Here is a 19,044-nt window from a genome sequence, read left to right as displayed (position 1 = left end):
CCGTCGGGATCAGGCGGCGCGCTTGCCCATCTTGCGCAGCGCCCGCAGCCCTTCCAGCACCAGCACCGCGATAGCCAGCCAGATCGCGCCGTAGGTCAGCCATTGCTGCGGCGCGATGCTTTCGCCGAGCAGCAGCGATACCACCACCAGCAACACCGGCTCGACGTAGCTGAGCAGGCCGAACAGGGCGAGATTCAGGCGCTTGCCGGCGATGATCATCAGCGCCAGCGCCACCGCACTGAGCGCGCCCAGACCGAAGATCAGCACCAGCAGGCGCGGGCTCGCGGCCACCTGGCGCAGCGTCTCGCCATCGGACAGGGCGAACGCGGCGGCGACCGGCAGGCTGATAACCAGGTCCAGCCACAGACCGCCGAGGTTGGCGGTACCGATCCAGCGACGCAGGGCGAAGTAGCCGGGATAGCCGAGCGCGACCGCCAGCACCGGCCAGGACAACGACGACGCCCGCAGCAGTTCGTTGCCGACGCCAACCGCCGCCAGCAGGCAGGCCAACCGTTGCAGCCGGCTGATCGCCTCGCCGAACAGCAGCCGCCCGGTGAGCACCAGGGCCAGCGGCAGCAGGAAATAGCCGAGTGAAACATCCAGCCCGTGGCCATTGATCGGCGCCCACATGAACAGCCACAGCTGCACGCCGACCAGCGCCGAGGACAGCGGCAAGCCCAGCCACAGCCGCGGCTCGGCGGGCAACCGCGCCAGAATCGCGCGCACCTCGCCCCAGCGTCCGAAACCGAGCAGCAGCAACGCCAGACACGGCGCGGTCAGCAGGATGCGCCAGCCATAGACCTGCTGGCCGTCCAGCGGCTGCAACAGCGTGGTGTAGTAGTAGAGCGTGGCGAACAGTGCCGAGGCGCCGAGCGAACTGAGCACCCCGGGCAGGCTGTTGTGAGTGTGCATGAGCCTCCCGGCCATCCGCATGGAACGGTCGCCCCGGCGATCAGGGCTCGACCTGGCTCCACTGCTTGTTCAGGCGCTTGTCCGATACCGGCATTCGGGTTCCCAACTGCTGGGCCCACAGCGAGACGCGGTACTCCTCCAGCATCCAGCGATAGAGCGCCAGCTGCGGATCGCGCTTGCCTTCCTGCTGGTGCTTCTTCAGTCGTGCCTGGTACTGCTCCCAATAGCCGGCCAGCTCGCCGGACCAGACGCGATCACGCTGCAGCTGTGCGCCGATCTTCTCGAAGCGCTGTTCGATAGCTTTCAGATAGCGCGGGTATTCCTTCAGCCACTCGGTCGGCGTCTCGCGGACGAAGCCCGGATAGACCAGATTGCCCAGCTGCGCCTTGATGTCGTTGAGCGCCACCGCCTGGGCCAGATCGATCTTGCCCTTGAAGCGCTTCTGCAGGCCGTGCCAGTGCTTGAGGATTTCCAGCACCAGCCGCGCCAGCCGCTCGGCGTGCGTAGTCCAGTCGCCGCGCTTCTTCTCCGCCAGCGAGGCCAGCGCCGCGCCATCACGCGGCAGCTGGGCCTCACCATCGAGAACGCAGCTGTCCAGACTGGCCAAGAGGACGTCCTCGACCAGCGCGTCGATCTTGCCCATGTCGCGATACAGCAGGCCGAGTTCGGTCAGCCCTGGCAGTTTGCTGCGCAGGAACTTGGCCGGCTCGGCCAGTTGCTGCAGCAGCAGCCGCTGCAGGGCGCGACGGTGCTGCCAGTCGGCCTCGGCCTGGGTCGGGAAGCGCCCTTCCTTGACCACCCCGGCCTCTTCGACCAGCGCCGGGTAAACGGTCATCGACAATCCGGCCACCTTCGCCTGGGCCTTCTCCGCCACCTGGGCAAAGCCCTTGGCCTCGACCGGCTTCTGCTCGGCCTTCTGCTGCGGCGGCGCCAGCGCGGCCTGGCTGGCCTCGGCGAAGCGCGCGGTCAGCTCGGCCAGGTCACGCCCTTCACCGAGGAACTTGCCGCGCGCGTCGACCACCTCGATGTTCATCTTCAGGTGGTTTTCCAACCCGGCGGCCGCCTCGGCCCAGGCTTCGTCCGCCACACGGGCGCCGGTCATGCGCGTCAGTTCGCGGCCCAGCGCATCGGGCAGCGCGCCGTCGCCGAAGCTGATCTTGGAAAGCGCCGCGCCGACGAAATCCGGCACCGGCACGAAGTTCTTGCGGATCGCCTTGGGCAGGTTGCGCACCAGCGCGATCGCCTTGGCCTCGATCAGCCCGGGCACCAGCCAGTCCAGCCGTTCGCGGCGCAGCTGCGGCAACAGCGGTGCCGGCACGCGCAGGGTCACGCCGTCGCGCGGGTGGTTGGGCTCGAAGTGGTATTCCAGCGGCAATTGCAGCTCGCCGATGCGCAGGTGGTCCGGGTACTGCGCGGCAGTGACCTCGCTGGCCTCGCGGGCGAGCACGTCTTCCTCGCGCATGACCAGCAGCTGCGGGTTCTTCTGGCTCTCGCGCTTGTACCAGTTCTCGAAGCTGGCGGTCTGGTAGATATCCGCCGGCAGGCGCGCAGCGTAGTAGCCGAACAGGGTTTCCTCGTCGGCGAGAATGTCGCGGCGACGTGCCTTGGCCTCCAGCTCGTCCATCCGTTCGAGCAGCTCGCGGTTGGCTGCCAGCGCGCGGGCGCGGCTGTTGATCTCGCCGCGCACCAGGCCTTCGCGGATGAACAGCTCGCGCGCCGCCGGCGGGTCGATCGGCCCGTAGTGCACCGGGCGGCGGCCGACCACGATCAGCCCATAAAGCGTGACCTGCTCGTAGGCCACCACCTGGCCGCGCTTCTTCTCCCAGTGCGGCTCGAAGTGGTTCTTCTTGATCAGGTGCCCGGCCAGCGGCTCGATCCAGTCCGGTTCGATCTTCGCCACCATGCGCGCGAACAGCTTGGTGGTTTCCACCAGCTCGGCGGCCATCACCCACTGCGGCTTCTTGCGGCCGATGACGCTGGACGGATGTATCCAGAAGCGCCGCTGACGCGCGCCGAGATAATCACCGTCCTCGGTCTTGTGACCGATCTGGCTGAGCAGCCCGGCGAGGATCGCCTGGTGCACGGCGGCGTAGCTCTTGGCCTTCTGCGCGGCCTCGCTGGCCTCGGCCTGCTGGCGAAGGACGACGTTGACCTTGGTGTCCCTGGTGGGCGCGGGTTGGGAGGCGGCCTCGGCCGGACGCGTGGAAGAGGCTGCGCCGTCTTCCACAAGGTGGCCATCCACCGATTTTGCGGCGTTGCCGGTGGACAAGGCTTTGCCGTTGTCCACCCTACGGTCCTGGCGGGCGCCCGGCTTTTCGTAGGGTGGATGGCCGGCGCCATCCACCGCCTTACTCGCGCCGAGCTTGAGCTCGCGGGCGATCAGCAGCAGTTGCCGGTGCGCATCGCGCCATTCGCGCAGGCGCAGATAGTTGAGGAAGTTCTTGCGGCACCAGCTGCGCAGCGCGTTGGCGCCCAGCGCCTGACGCTGCTCCTCGAAGCCGCGCCAGAGGTTGATCAGCGCGGCGAAGTCCGAGTCCGGGTCTTTCCACTGCGCGTGGGCCTGATCGGCCGCCTGCTGGCGGTCGGCCGGACGCTCGCGCACGTCCTGCACCGAGAGCGCGCTGGCGACGATCAGCACTTCGCTCAGGCTGCCCAGCCGCGCGGCCTCCAGCAGCATGCGACCGAGGCGCGGATCGATCGGCAGGCGCGCCAGCTGGCGGCCCAGCGGCGTCAGCTGGTTCTCGCGATTGACCGCCGAAAGCTCCTGCAACAGGTTGAAGCCGTCGCTGATGGCCTTGCCGTCCGGCGGCTCGATGAAGGGGAAATCCTGAATATCGCCGAGGCGCAGGTGCAGCATCTGCAGGATGACCGCGGCGAGGTTGGTGCGCAGGATTTCCGGATCGGTGAATTCGGGGCGGGAGAGAAAATCCTCCTCGCTGTACAGGCGGATGCAGATGCCCGGCTCGACCCGGCCACAGCGGCCCTTGCGCTGGTTGGCACTGGCCTGCGACACCGCCTCGATGGGCAGGCGCTGGACCTTGGCGCGGTAGCTGTAGCGGCTGATGCGCGCGGTGCCGGAATCGATCACGTAGCGAATGCCCGGCACGGTCAGCGAGGTTTCCGCGACGTTGGTGGCCAGCACGATCTTGCGGCCGGATGCCGGGCGGAAGATCTTCTGCTGCTCGGCCGGAGTCAGCCGCGCATACAGCGGCAGCACCTCGGTCAGGCGCAGGTTGGCCTTGCGCAGCATCTCGGCAGCATCGCGGATCTCGCGTTCGCCCGGGAGGAACACCAGCACGTCGCCGGGGCGCTGGCCGACGCTTTTCTCGTGAGCGGCGATCTCGTCCAGCGCGGCGAGGATGCCCTGATCGACGGTCAGATCGTCCTCGACCCGGTTGCCGTCCTCGTCGGTCTCGGCGGCCAGCGGGCGGTACCAGGTCTCCACCGGGTAGGTGCGGCCGGAAACCTCGATGATCGGCGCATCGTTGAAATGTTTGGAAAAGCGCTCCAGATCGATGGTCGCCGAGGTGATGATCACCTTCAGATCCGGCCGGCGCGGCAGCAGGGTCTTGAGGAAGCCGAGCAGGAAATCGATGTTCAGCGAGCGCTCGTGGGCCTCGTCGACGATGATCGTGTCGTACTTTTCCAGGAAACGGTCGTGCTGAGTCTCGGCGAGCAGGATGCCGTCGGTCATCAGCTTGATCAGCGTGCGCTCGGTGCTCTGATCCTCGAAGCGCACCTGATAGCCCACCAGTTCGCCCAGCGGCGCGCCCAGTTCCTCCGCTACCCGCGTCGCCACGCTGCGCGCGGCCAGCCGGCGCGGCTGGGTGTGGCCGATCAGCCCGTTCACGCCGCGGCCCATTTCCAAGCAGATCTTCGGCAGCTGGGTGGTCTTGCCCGAGCCGGTTTCGCCGGCGATCACCAGCACCTGATGCTGGGCAAGCGCCGCCTTGATCTCGTCGCGCTTGGCGGCGATCGGCAGGGCATCGTCGTAGCGGATCGCCGGCACGCTCTGCCGACGCGTCTCGACCTTGGCCGCCGAGGCCTGGAAGCGCTCCAGCCACTGGGCGAGCTTGGCCTCATCGGGCTTCTTGCGCAGCTCGTGCAGCTGCCGGCGCAGGCGATGGCGGTCGGCGCTGAAGGTCTGGTCGAGGTTGTTGAACAGGGTATCGAAGGCGGGCGTTGCGTCGGTCATGGACAGCCGTGGGGCAATTCGTGAAAGGCGCGATTGTCGCAGATTTCGCACGGTGCCGAACGACGAGCCGACAGCCCTCCAATCGCACCGCGCCGGCGAACCGGCGCGGTGGTCAAGCGCTCAGACGATCAGCGCAGCCAGAGACCCCAGCGGGATTTCTCCTGCACCTTCTGCGCACGCAGGGTGGTGGCGCCCTGCGCGGCGCTGGCGGCGGCGGCAATCTCGTCGTCAATGGCCTTGGTCGACAGCGATAGCCAGCTGGTGGCGAAGGCCAGCGCATCGCCGTGCAGCTCGAGGGCTTCGCTGGAGATGTTGGCGAGGTTGTCGCATTCGTTGTGGTAGCACGGGTCGAACGCCTGCCCCGCCGCGCCACCGTAGCGCTGCGCCTGGGCCTCGCTCTTCACGTCCTCGGCGCCGGTGAACAGCCCGCCGAAGGCGATGCCGTCCTCGAAGAACTGCGCATAGTCGGAACGGAAGTCGATTTCGGTGCCTTCCGAGGGCTGGTTGCGCAGATCGAAATAGGCGCGCAGCAGACGCTCGATAGCGGCCGAGCCGGGCGGGCCCTGCAGGCCGAAGTCCGAGCCGTCGCCGTCATAGATGAAGTTGGCGAAGTTCGGCGAACCGATCATGTCGGCGTTGAGGTAGGCCTTGATGCGCCGCTTTTCCTCGTCCGGCAACTGCGTGACGTAATGGGTCGAGCCGACCAGACCGGATTCCTCCGCGCCCCACCAGGCGAAGCGCACCTTGTTCAACGGATGGGCCTTGCTCATCAGCAGTGCCATCTCCAGCAATGCCGCGCTGCCGGAACCGTTGTCGTTGATGCCGGGCCCTTCGGCCACCGAGTCCAGATGCGCGCCGACCATCACCACGTTGTCGGGATTGCCGCGACGCGTTTCGGCCAGGACGTTGTAGGTCTCGGTCTGCTCGCGGATCACGTCGACGGTCATGCTCAGCTGCAGACCGGCGGTCTGCGCCCAGGCCGCGCCGTTGTCGTAGGTGGCGAACAGCACCGGTATGCCGCCGGCGTAATCCGCACCGAGGGTGGCGCCCATCAGACCCTTGCGGTCCTCGGTATCGCCCTGGTTGAAGATCACCACGCCGGATGCGCCGGCCGCGGCGGCCAGCGTGGCCTTCTGGCCGAACGGGCAGGTGCCGCGCTGGATCAAGGCAATGGCGCCAGCGGGGAAGCCGGCGAAGTCTTCTGCCTCGCAACCGCTGGTGGAGGTGTTGCCGGCACCGAGCATGACGTCCACCGCGACCACCTGGGCGGTGACGGTGCCGGGATCGCTCTGCTCCAGGTAGGTGAAGTCTTCCTCCCAGACGTAGTTCTGCTGCTGCGGCGCCAGCGCGTTGAGCACGCCGGGGCCGGTCGGGTAGAAGGCGAGGAAGGGAAAGGCCTGCACCCGCACCCGGTAGCCAGCACGCTCCAGCTTGCTGCGCACGTAATCCACCGAGGCCTGGTAGCCCGGCAGGCCGGAGGCGCGGTTGCCGTCATTGAGGCTGGCGATGTCCTGCAGGCTCTGCAGGTGCTTGAGCACGTTGCCGGCCTGCAGGCAGCGCGGCAGACCGAGCGGCGTGCCGACCATCAGCGGCGAGCGGCAGACCGAGGCATCCGGTTTGCCGGGACTCCAGAAATCATCGAAACGCTGGGTCTCAACCGGTGGTGCGGCGAATGCCGCGCCGGTAAAGGCCATTGCGAGAGAAGCGACTACCCGTAGTGCGTTGTTGTTCTTGTGCATGGGTGACTCATCCTTGCGACGTGATTGATGGGCAGGCCGCTTAAGGCTTACACCACCACTCCCCGGTATCGGGGACGCGGCCATAGGGAGCTAGACCCGGCGGCTCACCGCTGCGTTCTTGCGTGGGCGCCGGGCGGTCATGCCGTCGGTCGGGTCGGTGGAACTCCGCGGCAACGCGACAGCGCGGCGTAGGGCGCGCACAGCCCACGCACCGGCCTGGTCGGCGGGAAGTAACGGCGGGGAGGTTTTCGGGAGGGAGTCGCAGGCAAGCCAAACGCAACGGCGGCATTGCGCCGCCGTTGCGCCACGATCAGACGCGGAACTGGCCGACCAGTTTCTGCAGGCGCTCGGCCACACCGCCGAGATCACGCGAGGTCTGCGCGCCTTGCGCGGCGTCGCTGGCCACCGTGTCCACGGCATCGGCGATGTGATGCACGCTGCGGTTGATCTCTTCGGCCACGGCGGTCTGTTCTTCGGCGGCCGCGGCGATCTGGGCGTTCATCGAGTTGATGGTGCCGATCAACGCCGCGATGGCATCCAGCGATTCGCCGGCCTGGTTCGCCTGCTGCTGGGTGCTGTCGCCCTTCTCGCCGGCGCGCAGCATGGCGGTCACGGTGTGGCTGGTGGCGCTTTGCAGGCGGTCGATCATGCCCTGGATCTCGCCGGTGCTCTGCTGCGTGCGGCTGGCCAGTGCGCGCACCTCGTCGGCGACCACGGCGAAGCCACGTCCGGCCTCACCCGCTCGCGCCGCCTCGATGGCAGCGTTGAGCGCCAGCAGGTTGGTCTGCTCGGCGATGGCACGGATCACGTCGAGCACGCCGACGATGCCTTTCACATCCTGCTGCAGCCCTTCCAGCGACTCGCCGCTGCCGCGCAGCTCAACTACCAGCTCGTGAATCTGGCGGATGCTCTGGTCGACCACCTGCTTGGCCGCCTGGCCCTGCTGGTCGGTTTCCTGCGCCGCTTCGGCCGCGCGCTGCGCGCTCATCGCCACCTCATGGGCGGCGGCGGACATCTCGTTGATCGCGGTGGCGACCTGGTCGGTTTCGTGACGCTGGCTGGCCATGGCCTGCTCGGAACGCTGCGCCTGGCTGGCCACCGCGCCGACCATGCCGGTCAGCTCGGTGGTGGTACCGGCGACCTGGCGTACCAGCAGATGAATCTTCTCGACGAAGCGGTTGAAGGCGCCGGCCAGTTCACCGAGTTCGTCCTTGCTGGTAACCGGCAGACGATGGGTGAGGTCGCCCTCGCCCTGCGCCATGTCGTCCAGACGGGCTTTGATCAGCAGCAGCGGCCGCAGCACGGCGTTGCTCATGAACACGGCGAGAATCGCCATCAGTACCAGCAGCGCCGCGGCCGAGCCGAGCATGATGGTCACCAGCACGTCGATGCGCTGCTGGAACTCGGCGCGCGCCTCTTCGACGTCGCGCTCGACGCCGTCGAGGTTGAGCGAGGTACCGAATGCCAGCTTCCACTTCGGCAGGTACTCGGCATAACCGACTTTGGGCACCAGGGTGCTGCTGGCCGCCAGCCCGAAGCTGTAATCAACGTAATGGCTGCCGTTCTGCGCGGCCGCCACCAGTTCACGGATGGCATAGACGCCATTCGGGTCGCGGAAGTCGTAGAAGCTCTGGCCGATCTTGTCGCGGGTGTTGCCCTGCAGAACGCGTACGGACTTGTCGTCGTAGCCCCAGAAATAGCCATCCTTGCCGTAGGACAGGCGCTCGAGGATCGCCACCGCCTGGTCGCGCGCCTGCATGTCGCCGTCTGCCGACGCGTCGTAGATCGGTGCCAGCGCATTGCGCGCGAGCTGCACGTAGTTCTGCAGTTCGGCACGGCGGTCGCTGATCAGGCTCTGTCGGGTGTGCTCCTCCTGCTGCTCGGCAAGGTTACGCAGCTCATACACGGCGATGCCGCTAAGCATGATCGTCAGGAGCAGGATCGGCCCGAGGGCCAGCAGCAGGAGTTTCGCGCGAAGTCGAAGATTCGAAAGCATGGCATCTATCTCTAAAGTACTAGCGACCACCGACCAAAGGTGATGGCACTTAGGTATTGCAAGAGCTTGTCGGCTTAATCCACGGGTTACTTAACCCCAACGATGAAAAAAACCTTTCAGCGTGAAGGGTCTCTCAGAAAACGCCTGTCAGTACCCGTCAGATGTGCCTAGCACCGGGGTTCCAGCGCCGCGGCGAGCATCGACCAAAAAAAAGCCCCGCGCAGCGTGCAGCTGGCGGGGCTTTTGGCGTGCGGCTCGATCAGCTCGCTTCGGCGAGCTTCTTCAATTCCTGGTCACGCAATTCCCGACGCAGGATCTTGCCGACGTTGGTGGTCGGCAGACTGTCGCGGAATTCGACGTAGCGCGGGCGCTTGTAGCCGGTCAGGTTGTCGTGCATGTGCTGCATGACCTGCTCACGGGTCAGGCTCTCGCCCGGCTTGACCACCACGAACAGCTTGATCGCCTCGCCGGATTTCTCGTCCGGCACGCCGATGGCGGCGCACTGCAGTACGCCGGGCAGCGTGGCCAGCACGTCTTCCAGCTCGTTCGGGTAGACGTTGAAACCGGATACCAGAATCATGTCCTTCTTGCGGTCGACGATGCGGATGTAGCCGTCGGCCTGGATCACGCCGATATCGCCGGTCTTGAAGAAGCCTTCGGCATCCATCACCTCGGCGGTGGCTTCCGGCCGTTGCCAGTAGCCCTTCATCACCTGCGGCCCCTTGATGCACAGCTCGCCGATCTCGCCCTGCGGCAGCTCCTGGCCGTCATCGTTGATGACCTTGAAGCGTGTCGAGGGCACCGGGATACCGATGGTGCCGAGCTGGATATGCGTGATCGGGTTGACCGAGGCTACCGGGCTGGTTTCGGTCAGGCCGTAGCCTTCGCAGATCGAGCAGCCGGTAACCTGCTTCCATCGCTCTGCCGTGGCCAGCTGCAGCGCCATGCCACCCGACAGCGTGACCTTGAGCGCGGAGAAGTCCAGCTTGCGGAAGTCCTCGCTGTTGCACAGCGCGACGAACAGCGTGTTGAGGCCGACGAAGCCGCTGAAGCGGTAGCGGGCCAGGTCCTTCATCATCGCCGGCAGGTCGCGCGGGTTGCTGATGAGGATGTTGTGGTTGCCGCTGAGCATCATCGTCATGCAATGAAAGGTGAACGCATAGATGTGATACAGGGGCAGCGGCGCGATGAGCACCTCGCGGCCTTCCTCGAGGTTCGACCCCATCAGCGCCTTGCACTGCAGCATGTTGGCGACGATGTTGCGGTGCGTCAGCATCGCGCCCTTGGCGACACCGGTGGTACCGCCGGTGTACTGCAGCACGGCGACGTCCTGGCCGTTCGGACTGGCGTCACGCACTGTCCGGCCGCGTCCCTGGGCCAGGGCATCGTTCAAGCGCACCGCCGAAGGCAGGCGGTAGGCCGGCACCATCTTCTTGACGTGCTTGACCACGGTGTTGACCAGCAGGCGCTTGAGCGGCGACAGCATGTCGCCGACCTCGGTGATCACCACATGCCTGATCCCGGTCTTGGGCAGCACCGCCTCGGCCAGATGCGCCATGTTGGCCAGGCACACCAGCGCCTTGGCGCCGGCATCGTTGAACTGGTGTTCCATCTCCCGCGCGGTATACAGCGGGTTAGTGTTGACCACGATCAGCCCGGCACGCATGGCGCCGAACACCACGATCGGGTACTGGAGCAGATTGGGCAGCTGCACGGCGATGCGGTCGCCGGGCTGCAGATCGGTGTGGTGTTGAAGATAGGCGGCAAACTCGCCGGAGAGTCGATACAGCTCGCCGTAGGTCAGCGTCTTGCCGAGACTGCTGAAAGCCGGCTTGTCCGCGAAGCGCTCGCAGGACAGTTTCAGCACTGTCTGGATATTCTGGTACTCATCGGGATTGATTTCGCTGGCAACCCCAACAGGATATTTATCCTTCCAGAAGTTTTCGGTCATGACCCTACTCCTAAGCGACAGCCTTCTTCACTGCACACAATGGCAGCTGTTTTGTTGTGTTTTGTAAACTTTTGTGCCGTGGATAGCGGCAAGAAGCCGGCCGAGGTTAGCAGCTTTGAAACTGAGCGAATAGAGCCATTTATGTACAACCAAGGCACAAAGTGACCGAATTTAAAAATTCGGTCACCACCCAGATTGGCCGTGCCAGAGCGCCTGACCGGTGGTTTCAGGCGATATCGCGCAACTCGCGCCGCAGGATCTTACCCACTGGAGTCATCGGCAACGAGTCGCGCAGGACGTAGTGGCGCGGCAGCTTGTAGCCGGTGAAATTCTCGCGGCAGTAGCGCTGCAGTTCCTCGACGGTCAGCCCCGGCTCGCGCGGCACGATGAACAGCTTGACCGCCTCGCCGGATTTCTCGTCGGGCACGCCGATGGCGGCGCAGCTGGCGACCTTCGGGTGCGCCATGACCACTTCCTCGATCTCGTTGGGATAGACGTTGAAGCCGGAGACGATGATCAGGTCCTTCTTGCGATCGACGATCCGCACGAAGCCGTCCTCGTCGATGACGGCAATATCGCCAGTGCGCAGCCAGCCCGCATCATCGAGCACCTCGGCGGTCGCCTCCGGGCGCTGCCAGTAGCCCAGCATCACCTGCGGTCCCTTCACACACAGCTCGCCACGCGCACCGAGCGGCAGCTCGCGGCCGTCGTCGTCGATCACCTTGAGCAGCGTGCCCGGTACCGGCAGTCCTACCGTACCCAGCCGCGAACGGTCGCCGTGCGGGTTGGCGCAAACCACCGGCGAGGTTTCCGTAAGGCCGTAGCCCTCGACCACGGTGCAGCCGGTCAGTTGCTGCCAGCGCTCGGCCACCGCCGAAACCAGCGCCGTGCCACCGGAATTGGTGCCCTTGAGCGCGGAAAAATCGATCCGGCGGAACTCCGGATGCGACATCAACGCGACAAACAACGTATTCAGACCGAGGAAGCCGGAGAAACGCCAGCGCTGCAGCTCCTTGACGAAGCCATTGATGTCGCGCGGATTGGTGATCAGTACGTTGTGATTGCCAGTCACCATCATGCACATGCAATTTACGGTGAAGGCGTAGATGTGATAGAGCGGCAACGGCGCGATCATCACCTCCTGTCCCTCGCGAATAACCGGGTGCCCATTGTCATCCAGTTGCTGCATGTTCGCCCGCACCTGCTGCATGTTCGCCACCAGATTGCCGTGACTGAGCATCGCTCCCTTGGCCACGCCGGTAGTGCCGCCGGTGTACTGCAACACCGCAAGGTGCGTCTGGCTCAGCGGCACCGGCCGCAGGCTGTGGCGCGCGCCCTCGCGCAGCACCGTCTTGAAAGAGACCGCCTGCGGCAGGCTGTAGGCCGGCACCATCTTCTTCACATGACGGACCGCGGCGTTGACCAGCGCGCCCTTCAGGCCGGGCAGCAGATCACCGATCTTCGCCTCGATCAGGTAGTCGATGCGGGTATCGGCCAGCACCTCCTGCACCTGCCGGCCGAAGGTATTCAGATACACCAGCGCACGCACGCCGGAATCCTGAAACTGATGGCGCATCTCGCGCACGGTGTACAGCGGGTTAGTGTTGACCACCACCAGCCCGGCACGCAGCGCGCCGAACACGGCGATCGGGTATTGCAGCAGGTTGGGCATCTGCACGGCGATGCGCTCACCCGGCTGCAGGTCGGTGTGGTTCTGCAGCCAGGCCGCGAAAGCAGCGGAGTGGCGTTCGAGATCGCTGTAGGTCAGGGTGACGCCCATGTTGGTGAAGGCCGGACGATCCGCGTGGGCCTTGCAGGCACGCTCGAACACCTCGACCACAGAGCGGTAGGCGGACATATCGATATCGTTCGGCACGCCGGCGGGACGTTTGTCATTCCAGAATTCAGGTTGCACTGTTATTAGCCTCTTGACCTGAGAGTGTCTGGCCCGTGCGGGTATTCGGGCTGAGCCGAACTTAGCAGCTCATCACCACGGTGCAAGCGCTCACCAGCCCCCATCACCGCTGTGAATCTTCCATCTCCGACCAAGTGCCCCGGACGTCGGGACAAGCTTCGCGTCAGCCACTAGAATGCAGCGCACCTTTTTCAGCCCGACCGGTGCGCGCGCTCTTCCGAGCGGGCACGCCGCCACCCCCTCTCTGCGACCAAGGACAGATACCGAGCATGAATACCATCAGCAGCACGCCCTACTCCGCGCTGGAAGTAGGTCAGACCGCGAGCTTCGAGAAGACCGTCGGCGAACGCGACATCCAGCTGTTTGCGGCCATGTCCGGTGATCGCAATCCGGTACACCTGGACGCCGAGTTCGCCGCTGGCACGCTGTTTCGCGAGCGCATCGCGCACGGCATGTTCAGCGGTGCGCTGATAAGCGCCGCCGTGGCCTGCACCATGCCGGGACCGGGCACGATCTATCTCGGCCAGACCATGAAGTTCACCCGACCGGTGAAGATCGGCGACACCCTCACCGTGCGCCTGGAAATTCTGGAAAAGCTGCCGAAGAACCGCGTGCGCATCGCCACGCAGGTGTTCAACCAGAACGACGAGCAGGTCGTCGATGGCGAGGCCGAAGTGCTGGCCCCGCGCAAGCACGAAACCGTGGAGCTGAAGGAGCTGCCGCCGATCAGCATCGGCTGATCCACCCCCTCCTCCCTGCCGCTCCGTGTCGTTGCACGGACGGCTCGCCTGACCGAGGTTTCCCCAACCTCGGCCACCGCATAAATCAAGAGCAAAAAAAAAGGCGACCTAGGGTCGCCCAAATGCCTTGCGTGCTCTTTTATCGAGCGGGATCAGCTGCGCTTTTTCTTTTGCGCGTCCCGCCAGATGAAATATGCGAATCCACCGAGGAAGGCGACCATCAGGCCGACCGTGACAACCCCTGCGAGCACCACATTATCGACGAACATGAGACCTTCCCTCCGAAGCTGTTTTGCTGTCCGATGGGCGCACGTTAATGCGCTCTTCGGCGCACGAAATTGATCGATATCAATAGCCGCAGATAGCTGACGAAAAGCGTGCCCGGTGACTGATCTGGATCAAGAAAGAAGGGGTATTTCGAGGCGGAAATCGGCGCGCTGGCCGGGTATCGCGACGGGGAAGCGGGTGCTACCGGGCGCTCGTGCAACGGCGAAATCAGCGTTTCTTCGGCTTCTTCTTGCTGCGGCTTTTCTTGACCTGCCCCAGCGGCAGCGCCTGTTCGAAGGCCTTGCGCATCTCAGCGAGGCGCTTGTCGTTCTGCTCATGAATGCGCTTGTCGCGCTCGGCGCTGAAATCGATCAGCTTGTCGTCGTCACTGCTCATGCTCGGGTCCGTGGATGGATCAGGCGAAAGGTCAGGTTGAGGCGCGGCGCCCGGACCTTGCGGGTGCGGGCGATCTGGTGCTGCCAATGATGCTGGGTCGCCCCGCCCATGACCAGTAGCGAGCCATGTTCGAGGGCAATGGAATACTCGATGCGCTGGCTGCCCTTACGCCGCAGATCGAAGCGCCGAGTGGCGCCCAGGCTCAGTGACGCCAGCAGCGGCTCGTGGCCCAGCTCCGGCTCGTCATCGCTGTGCCAGCCCATCGCGTCCTGGCCGTCGCGATAGTAATTGAGCAACACACCGTTAAATGGCTGTCCCAGCTCGTCTTGCAAGCGCTCGCGTAGCGCCGCGAGCACGGGCGTCCAGGCAAGCGGCTCGTGCTGCAGGCCGGAATAGCGATAGCTCGCCTGCGCATCGCCGTACCAGGCCACCTGCCGCGGAATCGCCACGCGGCGGCCGTAAAGGCTGATCCGCGGCTGTTGCCACGGGGTTTGCTCGATCAGTTCGGCCAGCCAGGCATCCGCCAGCGGCGCCGCGAGCCATTGCGGCAGATAGCGCAGATCGGCATCGGGCAGCGACACCGGGTCGGTCATGCGCGGCGACTGCCCGAGCCGAACAATCTGCGGCACAGCTCAGACTTCGACATCCACCCACCGGCCCTGGCGCGGGCGCTCGTCTGCATCATCGCGGGCATCGCCTTCGTTGGGGAGGTCAGGAGTCTGCTCGCCCGGCGTCGATCCGCGCCGCTGCCGCCGACGCTGCTCGTCGCGCAGCATCTGCTCGGTTTCCTGCGGATGGCGGCGGTCCAGCGCGATGGCACTTTCCCCGGCGGCCGGTTCCACCGGCGCGACGGGCTGGATATCCGGGCGCGGCTTGACCGCGTCCTGCTGCGCACTGACCGGAAAGACGCCTGAGGGAATGGGTGGCAGCATGCGTGAGTCCTGTTGCGCATCGAGGCGGATCGTTGTTTGTCACTGTAGCAGGGCCGCTACACTTGCTGTGCTTGAAGGCCGTCGGTCGTCGTCGCTCTCGACGCGGCGTTCCGTTACCATAACCGGCTTTTTTCACAGCGGAGGCAGCATGGCGCAGCAGTATCTACCGGGGCAACGCTGGATCAGCGACAGCGAGGCCGAACTCGGGCTGGGAACCATCCTGACCCACGACGGGCGAATGCTCACCGTGCTCTATCCCGCCACCGGCGAAACCCGCCAGTACGCCACGCGCAGCGCACCACTGACGCGCGTGCGCTTCGCCCCTGGCGATGAGATCACCCATTTCGAAGGCTGGAAGATGACCGTGCGCGAAGTCGACGATGTCGACGGTCTGCTGGTCTATCACGGCCTCACCGCACAGAACGAAGCCCGCACCCTGCCGGAAACCCAGCTGTCGAACTTCATCCAGTTCCGCCTGGCCAGTGACCGCCTGTTCGCCGGCCAGATCGATCCGCTGGCCTGGTTCAGCCTGCGTTATCACACCCTGCAGCATCAGAGCGCCCAGCTGCAGTCGTCGCTGTGGGGCCTGGGCGGCGTGCGTGCGCAACCCATCGCGCACCAGCTGCACATCGCCAAGGAAGTCGCCGACCGCATCGCCCCGCGCGTGCTGCTGGCCGACGAAGTGGGGCTGGGCAAGACCATCGAGGCCGGCCTCATCATCCATCGCCAGCTGCTCTCCGGGCGCGCCAGCCGCGTGCTGATCCTGGTGCCGGAGAACCTCCAGCATCAATGGCTGGTGGAGATGCGCCGGCGCTTCAACCTGGAGGTCGCGCTGTTCGACGACGAGCGATTCATCGAGAGCGACGCCAGCAACCCGTTCGAAGACGCCCAGCTCGCGCTGGTCTCGCTGGAATGGCTGAAGGACGACGAGCGCGCCCAGGATGCCGCCTTCGCCGCCGGCTGGGACCTGCTGGTGGTCGACGAGGCGCACCACCTGGTCTGGCACCCGGACGGCGCCAGCACCGAATACCAGCTGGTCGAACAGCTGGCCGAAGTGATCCCCGGCGTGCTGCTGCTCACCGCGACCCCCGAACAGCTCGGTCAGGACAGCCACTTCGCGCGTCTGCGCCTGCTCGACCCCAACCGTTTCCATGACCTGGAGGCCTTCCGCGCGGAAAGCAGCAGCTACCAGCCGGTCGCCCAGGCGGTACAGGAACTGCTCGATGACGGTCGCCTGTCGCAGGAAGCTCACGAGACCATTCACACCTTCCTCGGTGCCGAAGGTGAGGCTCTGCTCGCCGCCGCCACCGATGGCGACATCGAAGCCAGCAGCCGGCTGATCCGCGAGCTGCTCGACCGTCACGGCACCGGCCGCCTGCTGTTCCGCAATACCCGCGCCGCCGTGCAAGGCTTCCCGGAGCGCCAGCTGCACCCCTATCCGCTGCCCTGCCCGGCCGAATACATGGAACTGCCGCTGGGTGAGCATGCCGAGCTGTACCCCGAGGTGGCCTTCCAGAGCCAGCAGGACGACGGCGAGGCCGGCAACCGCTGGTGGCAATTCGACCCGCGCGTCGAATGGCTGATCGACACCCTGAAGATGCTCAAGAAGTACAAGGTGCTGGTGATATGCGCCCACGCCGAAACCGCGCTGGACCTGGAAGACGCGCTGCGCGTGCGCTCCGGCATTCCTGCCACGGTGTTCCACGAGGGCATGAGCATCCTCGAACGCGACCGCGCTGCGGCCTATTTCGCCGACGAGGAGTTCGGTGCGCAGGTGCTGATCTGCTCCGAGATCGGCTCGGAGGGCCGCAACTTCCAGTTCGCCCATCATCTGGTGCTGTTCGACCTGCCGGCGCACCCGGACCTGCTCGAACAGCGCATCGGCCGTCTCGACCGGATCGGCCAGCAGCACGTCATCCAACTGCACGTCCCCTATCTGGAAACCAGCCCGCAGCAAAGGCTGTTCCAGTGGTATCACGAGGCGCTGAATGCCTTCCTGGCCACCTGCCCGACCGGCAACGCGCTGCAGCACCAGTTCGGCCCGCGCCTGCTGGCACAGCTGGAAGACGCCGACGACGAGGCGTTCCAGCGTCTGATCGACGAGGCCCGCGCCGAGCGCGAGCGCCTCGAAGCCGAACTGCACACCGGTCGTGACCGCCTGCTGGAACTCAACTCCGGCGGCGGCGACCAGGGCAAGGCGCTGGTCGAAGCCATCGAGGAACAGGACGACCAGTTCGCCCTGCCGATCTACATGGAGCAGCTGTTCGACGCCTTCGGCATCGACAGCGAGGACCACTCCGAGAACGCCCTGGTGCTGCGCCCCAGCGAGAAGATGCTCGACGCCAGCTTCCCGCTCGGTGACGACGAGGCAGTCACCATCACCTACGACCGCGAGCAGGCCCTGGCCCGCGAGGATATGCAGTTCCTCACCTGGGAACACCCAATGGTGCAGGGCGGCATGGACCTGGTGCTGTCCGGCTCGATGGGCAACACCGCGGTGGCGCTGATCAAGAACAAGGCGCTCAAGCCCGGCACCGTCCTGCTCGAACTGCTGTTCGTCAGCGAAGTGGTGGCGCCGCGCGCGCTGCAGCTGAGCCGCTTCCTGCCGCCGTTGGCGCTGCGCTGCCTGCTCGATGGCAACGGCAACGACCTGGCCTCGAAGGTAGCCTTCGATACGCTCAACGATCAGCTGGAAAGCGTGCCGCGCGCCAGCGCCAACAAGTTCGTGCAGGCCCAGCGCGACGTCCTCGCTGCGCAGATCGCCGCCGCCGAGAGCAAGATCGCGCCGCGCCACACCGAACGCGTGGCCGAGGCGCAACGCAAGCTCAAGGCCGGACTGGACGAGGAACTGGCGCGTCTGGTGGCGCTGCAGGCGGTCAACCCGAGCGTGCGCGACAGCGAGATCGAAGCGCTGCGCCAGCAGCGCGAAGAAGGCCTGGCCGCGCTGGAAAAAGCCGCGCTGCGCCTGGAGGCGATCCGGGTCCTGGTGGCCGGCTGAGCTGAGGGCGGCGGCAGGTTAGCCTGCCGCCCGCCGAAGGCATCGGGCGTTCAGCCCTGCTCGCTACGCGCGATGCGCCAGTAGGCATCGAAACGTGTCACCAGCGCTTTCGGCTTCTCGGCAAACAGGCGATGCCCCAGTCTCCGTGCCAGTTGCTGCAGCTGCGCACGCCGACGCTCGATGCAACGCCGCAGTTGCTCGTGGGTTTGCGCCTCGCCGAACAGCTCGGGTTCGTGCTGCATCAGTTGCTGCATCACCGCCAGATCGTGATCGTCGCCCAGCGCGTCGGCGACCCGCTTGAGCTGTTCGCACCGCCGCTCCATCGCCTCCGGCCAGCACGGCGACAGCAACTGGCAGTGATACCAGTGATCCTTCACGCGCTTGCGCCACTCGTGCAGCAGTTCGTCGCTGCCGGCCTTCTCGGCACGCGCCAGGTCGCGCACGCCATCGGCATAGGTCCGCTTCAGTCCGTCGGCCAGCAGGGCGAAGCCCTTGCCCGCGAGCTGCCATTGTCTGACGTCCGCGGTCAGCGCGCGCAGCTCGCCCAGCACCTGCGCGACCTCCTCCTCGACGCCGGCATGCACCTCGCCATCCGGTGCGGCTCGCTGCTGCAGCCGCACGCGCACCTGGCGCAACGCCTCGCTGCCGAACAGCCGCCGGTTGCGCCGCGCCAGCGCGTCCCAGCTTTCCAGCATGGCCGTGGCATCGCGTGATTCCGCCAGCCGCCGGCCCATGTCGCGCAGGCGCCGGTTGTCGGTCCCGAAACGCCGGCCCAGCGGCTCGCGCACCAGTCGCAACAATGCGCGCAGCTCCTTGAAGCGCTTGCGTGCCTGGTGAATGCCCTCGGCGCGCTCCGCCGGTGCGGCGCCGAGCGCCTGGATCGCCTTGTCGATGCGATCCAGCGCAGCCTTGCGCACTTCCTTGGCGGCATTGCGTGACGGGCGTATCCGATAGGCCATGACGATCCCCCTGTGCGGCAGCCATCCGACCGAGCGGACGCCGC

Annotated in this window: 13 protein-coding genes; 2 read left to right on the top strand and 11 right to left on the bottom strand. The window is 65.9% G+C overall.

The annotated features are described in order from the left end of the window. Positions 1-9 precede the first annotated feature (9 nt). The 6 genes from rarD to fadD2 all read right to left on the bottom strand — a co-directional run bounded on the left by rarD (position 10) and on the right by fadD2 (position 12,708). Positions 10-912, bottom strand: a complete 903-nt coding sequence (gene rarD, locus AC0ZJQ_RS05785) for an EamA family transporter RarD (protein WP_155552075.1) — start codon at positions 910-912, stop codon at positions 10-12. A gap of 40 nt (positions 913-952) precedes the next feature. After that, entirely contained in the window at positions 953-5,107 is a 4,155-nt protein-coding gene (gene hrpA / locus AC0ZJQ_RS05780) for an ATP-dependent RNA helicase HrpA (protein WP_476477476.1), read from the bottom strand. Positions 5,108-5,235: 128 nt separating this feature from the next. Next, a complete protein-coding gene (locus tag AC0ZJQ_RS05775) occupies positions 5,236-6,846 on the bottom strand; it encodes a M28 family metallopeptidase (protein ID WP_273526483.1) in 1,611 nt (536 codons plus the stop codon). A 310-nt stretch (positions 6,847-7,156) separates the two neighbouring features. After that, entirely contained in the window at positions 7,157-8,842 is a 1,686-nt protein-coding gene (locus AC0ZJQ_RS05770; protein WP_043295995.1) for a methyl-accepting chemotaxis protein, read from the bottom strand. A 259-nt stretch (positions 8,843-9,101) separates the two neighbouring features. Continuing rightward, on the bottom strand, positions 9,102-10,793 hold the full coding sequence (gene fadD1, locus AC0ZJQ_RS05765; RefSeq protein ID WP_102827377.1) for a long-chain-fatty-acid--CoA ligase FadD1: 1,692 nt from the start codon (positions 10,791-10,793) through the stop codon (positions 9,102-9,104). A gap of 226 nt (positions 10,794-11,019) precedes the next feature. Beyond that, entirely contained in the window at positions 11,020-12,708 is a 1,689-nt protein-coding gene (gene fadD2 / locus AC0ZJQ_RS05760; RefSeq protein ID WP_301620050.1) for a long-chain-fatty-acid--CoA ligase FadD2, read from the bottom strand. A gap of 269 nt (positions 12,709-12,977) precedes the next feature. Between fadD2 and AC0ZJQ_RS05755 the strand changes: the two genes are divergently transcribed. Beyond that, a complete protein-coding gene (locus tag AC0ZJQ_RS05755; protein WP_008568211.1) occupies positions 12,978-13,448 on the top strand; it encodes a MaoC family dehydratase in 471 nt (156 codons plus the stop codon). Positions 13,449-13,600: 152 nt separating this feature from the next. Here the strand turns inward: AC0ZJQ_RS05755 and ccoM are convergent, their stop codons facing one another. The 4 genes from ccoM to AC0ZJQ_RS05735 all read right to left on the bottom strand — a co-directional run bounded on the left by ccoM (position 13,601) and on the right by AC0ZJQ_RS05735 (position 15,043). Beyond that, the gene (gene ccoM / locus AC0ZJQ_RS05750) at positions 13,601-13,717 is read right to left on the bottom strand and encodes a cytochrome c oxidase subunit CcoM (protein ID WP_008568212.1); all 117 of its coding nucleotides are present in this window, start codon (positions 13,715-13,717) and stop codon (positions 13,601-13,603) included. Between the two features lie 226 nt (positions 13,718-13,943). Continuing rightward, complete coding sequence (locus AC0ZJQ_RS05745; protein WP_008568213.1) at positions 13,944-14,111, bottom strand: hypothetical protein; 168 nt, start codon at positions 14,109-14,111, stop codon at positions 13,944-13,946. Next, positions 14,108-14,704 carry an alpha-ketoglutarate-dependent dioxygenase AlkB family protein gene (locus tag AC0ZJQ_RS05740; RefSeq protein WP_008568214.1) on the bottom strand — a complete coding sequence of 199 codons (597 nt, stop codon included), beginning with the start codon at positions 14,702-14,704 and terminating at the stop codon, positions 14,108-14,110. Before AC0ZJQ_RS05740 ends, AC0ZJQ_RS05745 begins: the two co-directional genes overlap by 4 nt. Before the next feature lie 39 nt (positions 14,705-14,743). Further along, positions 14,744-15,043: a hypothetical protein gene (locus tag AC0ZJQ_RS05735; RefSeq protein ID WP_008568215.1), complete on the bottom strand. Its 300-nt coding sequence runs from the start codon at positions 15,041-15,043 to the stop codon at positions 14,744-14,746. Positions 15,044-15,191: 148 nt separating this feature from the next. Between AC0ZJQ_RS05735 and rapA the strand changes: the two genes are divergently transcribed. Next, positions 15,192-18,041 (top strand): RNA polymerase-associated protein RapA, encoded by a 2,850-nt coding sequence (gene rapA / locus AC0ZJQ_RS05730; protein WP_476477475.1) that lies wholly within the window; start codon positions 15,192-15,194, stop codon positions 18,039-18,041. Positions 18,042-18,091: 50 nt separating this feature from the next. Here the strand turns inward: rapA and AC0ZJQ_RS05725 are convergent, their stop codons facing one another. Next, on the bottom strand, positions 18,092-19,000 hold the full coding sequence (locus tag AC0ZJQ_RS05725; RefSeq protein ID WP_165595271.1) for a CHAD domain-containing protein: 909 nt from the start codon (positions 18,998-19,000) through the stop codon (positions 18,092-18,094). Between the last annotated feature and the right edge of the window lie 44 nt (positions 19,001-19,044).

The organism is Stutzerimonas sp. 21-1, from assembly GCF_056336065.1.
The sequence above is the reverse complement of the archived record's forward strand: the minus strand, read 5'-3'. Positions and strand labels throughout refer to the sequence as shown.

What these genes read in the sequence shown, in the direction of transcription:
- rarD (WP_155552075.1), bottom strand. Translation starts at nt 912, where the DNA reads ATGCACACTCACAACAGCCTGCCCGGGGTGCTCAGTTCGCTCGGCGCC.
- hrpA (WP_476477476.1), bottom strand. Translation starts at nt 5,107, where the DNA reads ATGACCGACGCAACGCCCGCCTTCGATACCCTGTTCAACAACCTCGAC.
- AC0ZJQ_RS05775 (WP_273526483.1), bottom strand. Translation starts at nt 6,846, where the DNA reads ATGCACAAGAACAACAACGCACTACGGGTAGTCGCTTCTCTCGCAATG.
- AC0ZJQ_RS05770 (WP_043295995.1), bottom strand. Translation starts at nt 8,842, where the DNA reads ATGCTTTCGAATCTTCGACTTCGCGCGAAACTCCTGCTGCTGGCCCTC.
- fadD1 (WP_102827377.1), bottom strand. Translation starts at nt 10,793, where the DNA reads ATGACCGAAAACTTCTGGAAGGATAAATATCCTGTTGGGGTTGCCAGC.
- AC0ZJQ_RS05755 (WP_008568211.1), top strand. Translation starts at nt 12,978, where the DNA reads ATGAATACCATCAGCAGCACGCCCTACTCCGCGCTGGAAGTAGGTCAG.
- ccoM (WP_008568212.1), bottom strand. Translation starts at nt 13,717, where the DNA reads ATGTTCGTCGATAATGTGGTGCTCGCAGGGGTTGTCACGGTCGGCCTG.
- AC0ZJQ_RS05745 (WP_008568213.1), bottom strand. Translation starts at nt 14,111, where the DNA reads ATGAGCAGTGACGACGACAAGCTGATCGATTTCAGCGCCGAGCGCGAC.
- AC0ZJQ_RS05740 (WP_008568214.1), bottom strand. Translation starts at nt 14,704, where the DNA reads ATGACCGACCCGGTGTCGCTGCCCGATGCCGATCTGCGCTATCTGCCG.
- AC0ZJQ_RS05735 (WP_008568215.1), bottom strand. Translation starts at nt 15,043, where the DNA reads ATGCTGCCACCCATTCCCTCAGGCGTCTTTCCGGTCAGTGCGCAGCAG.
- rapA (WP_476477475.1), top strand. Translation starts at nt 15,192, where the DNA reads ATGGCGCAGCAGTATCTACCGGGGCAACGCTGGATCAGCGACAGCGAG.
- AC0ZJQ_RS05725 (WP_165595271.1), bottom strand. Translation starts at nt 19,000, where the DNA reads ATGGCCTATCGGATACGCCCGTCACGCAATGCCGCCAAGGAAGTGCGC.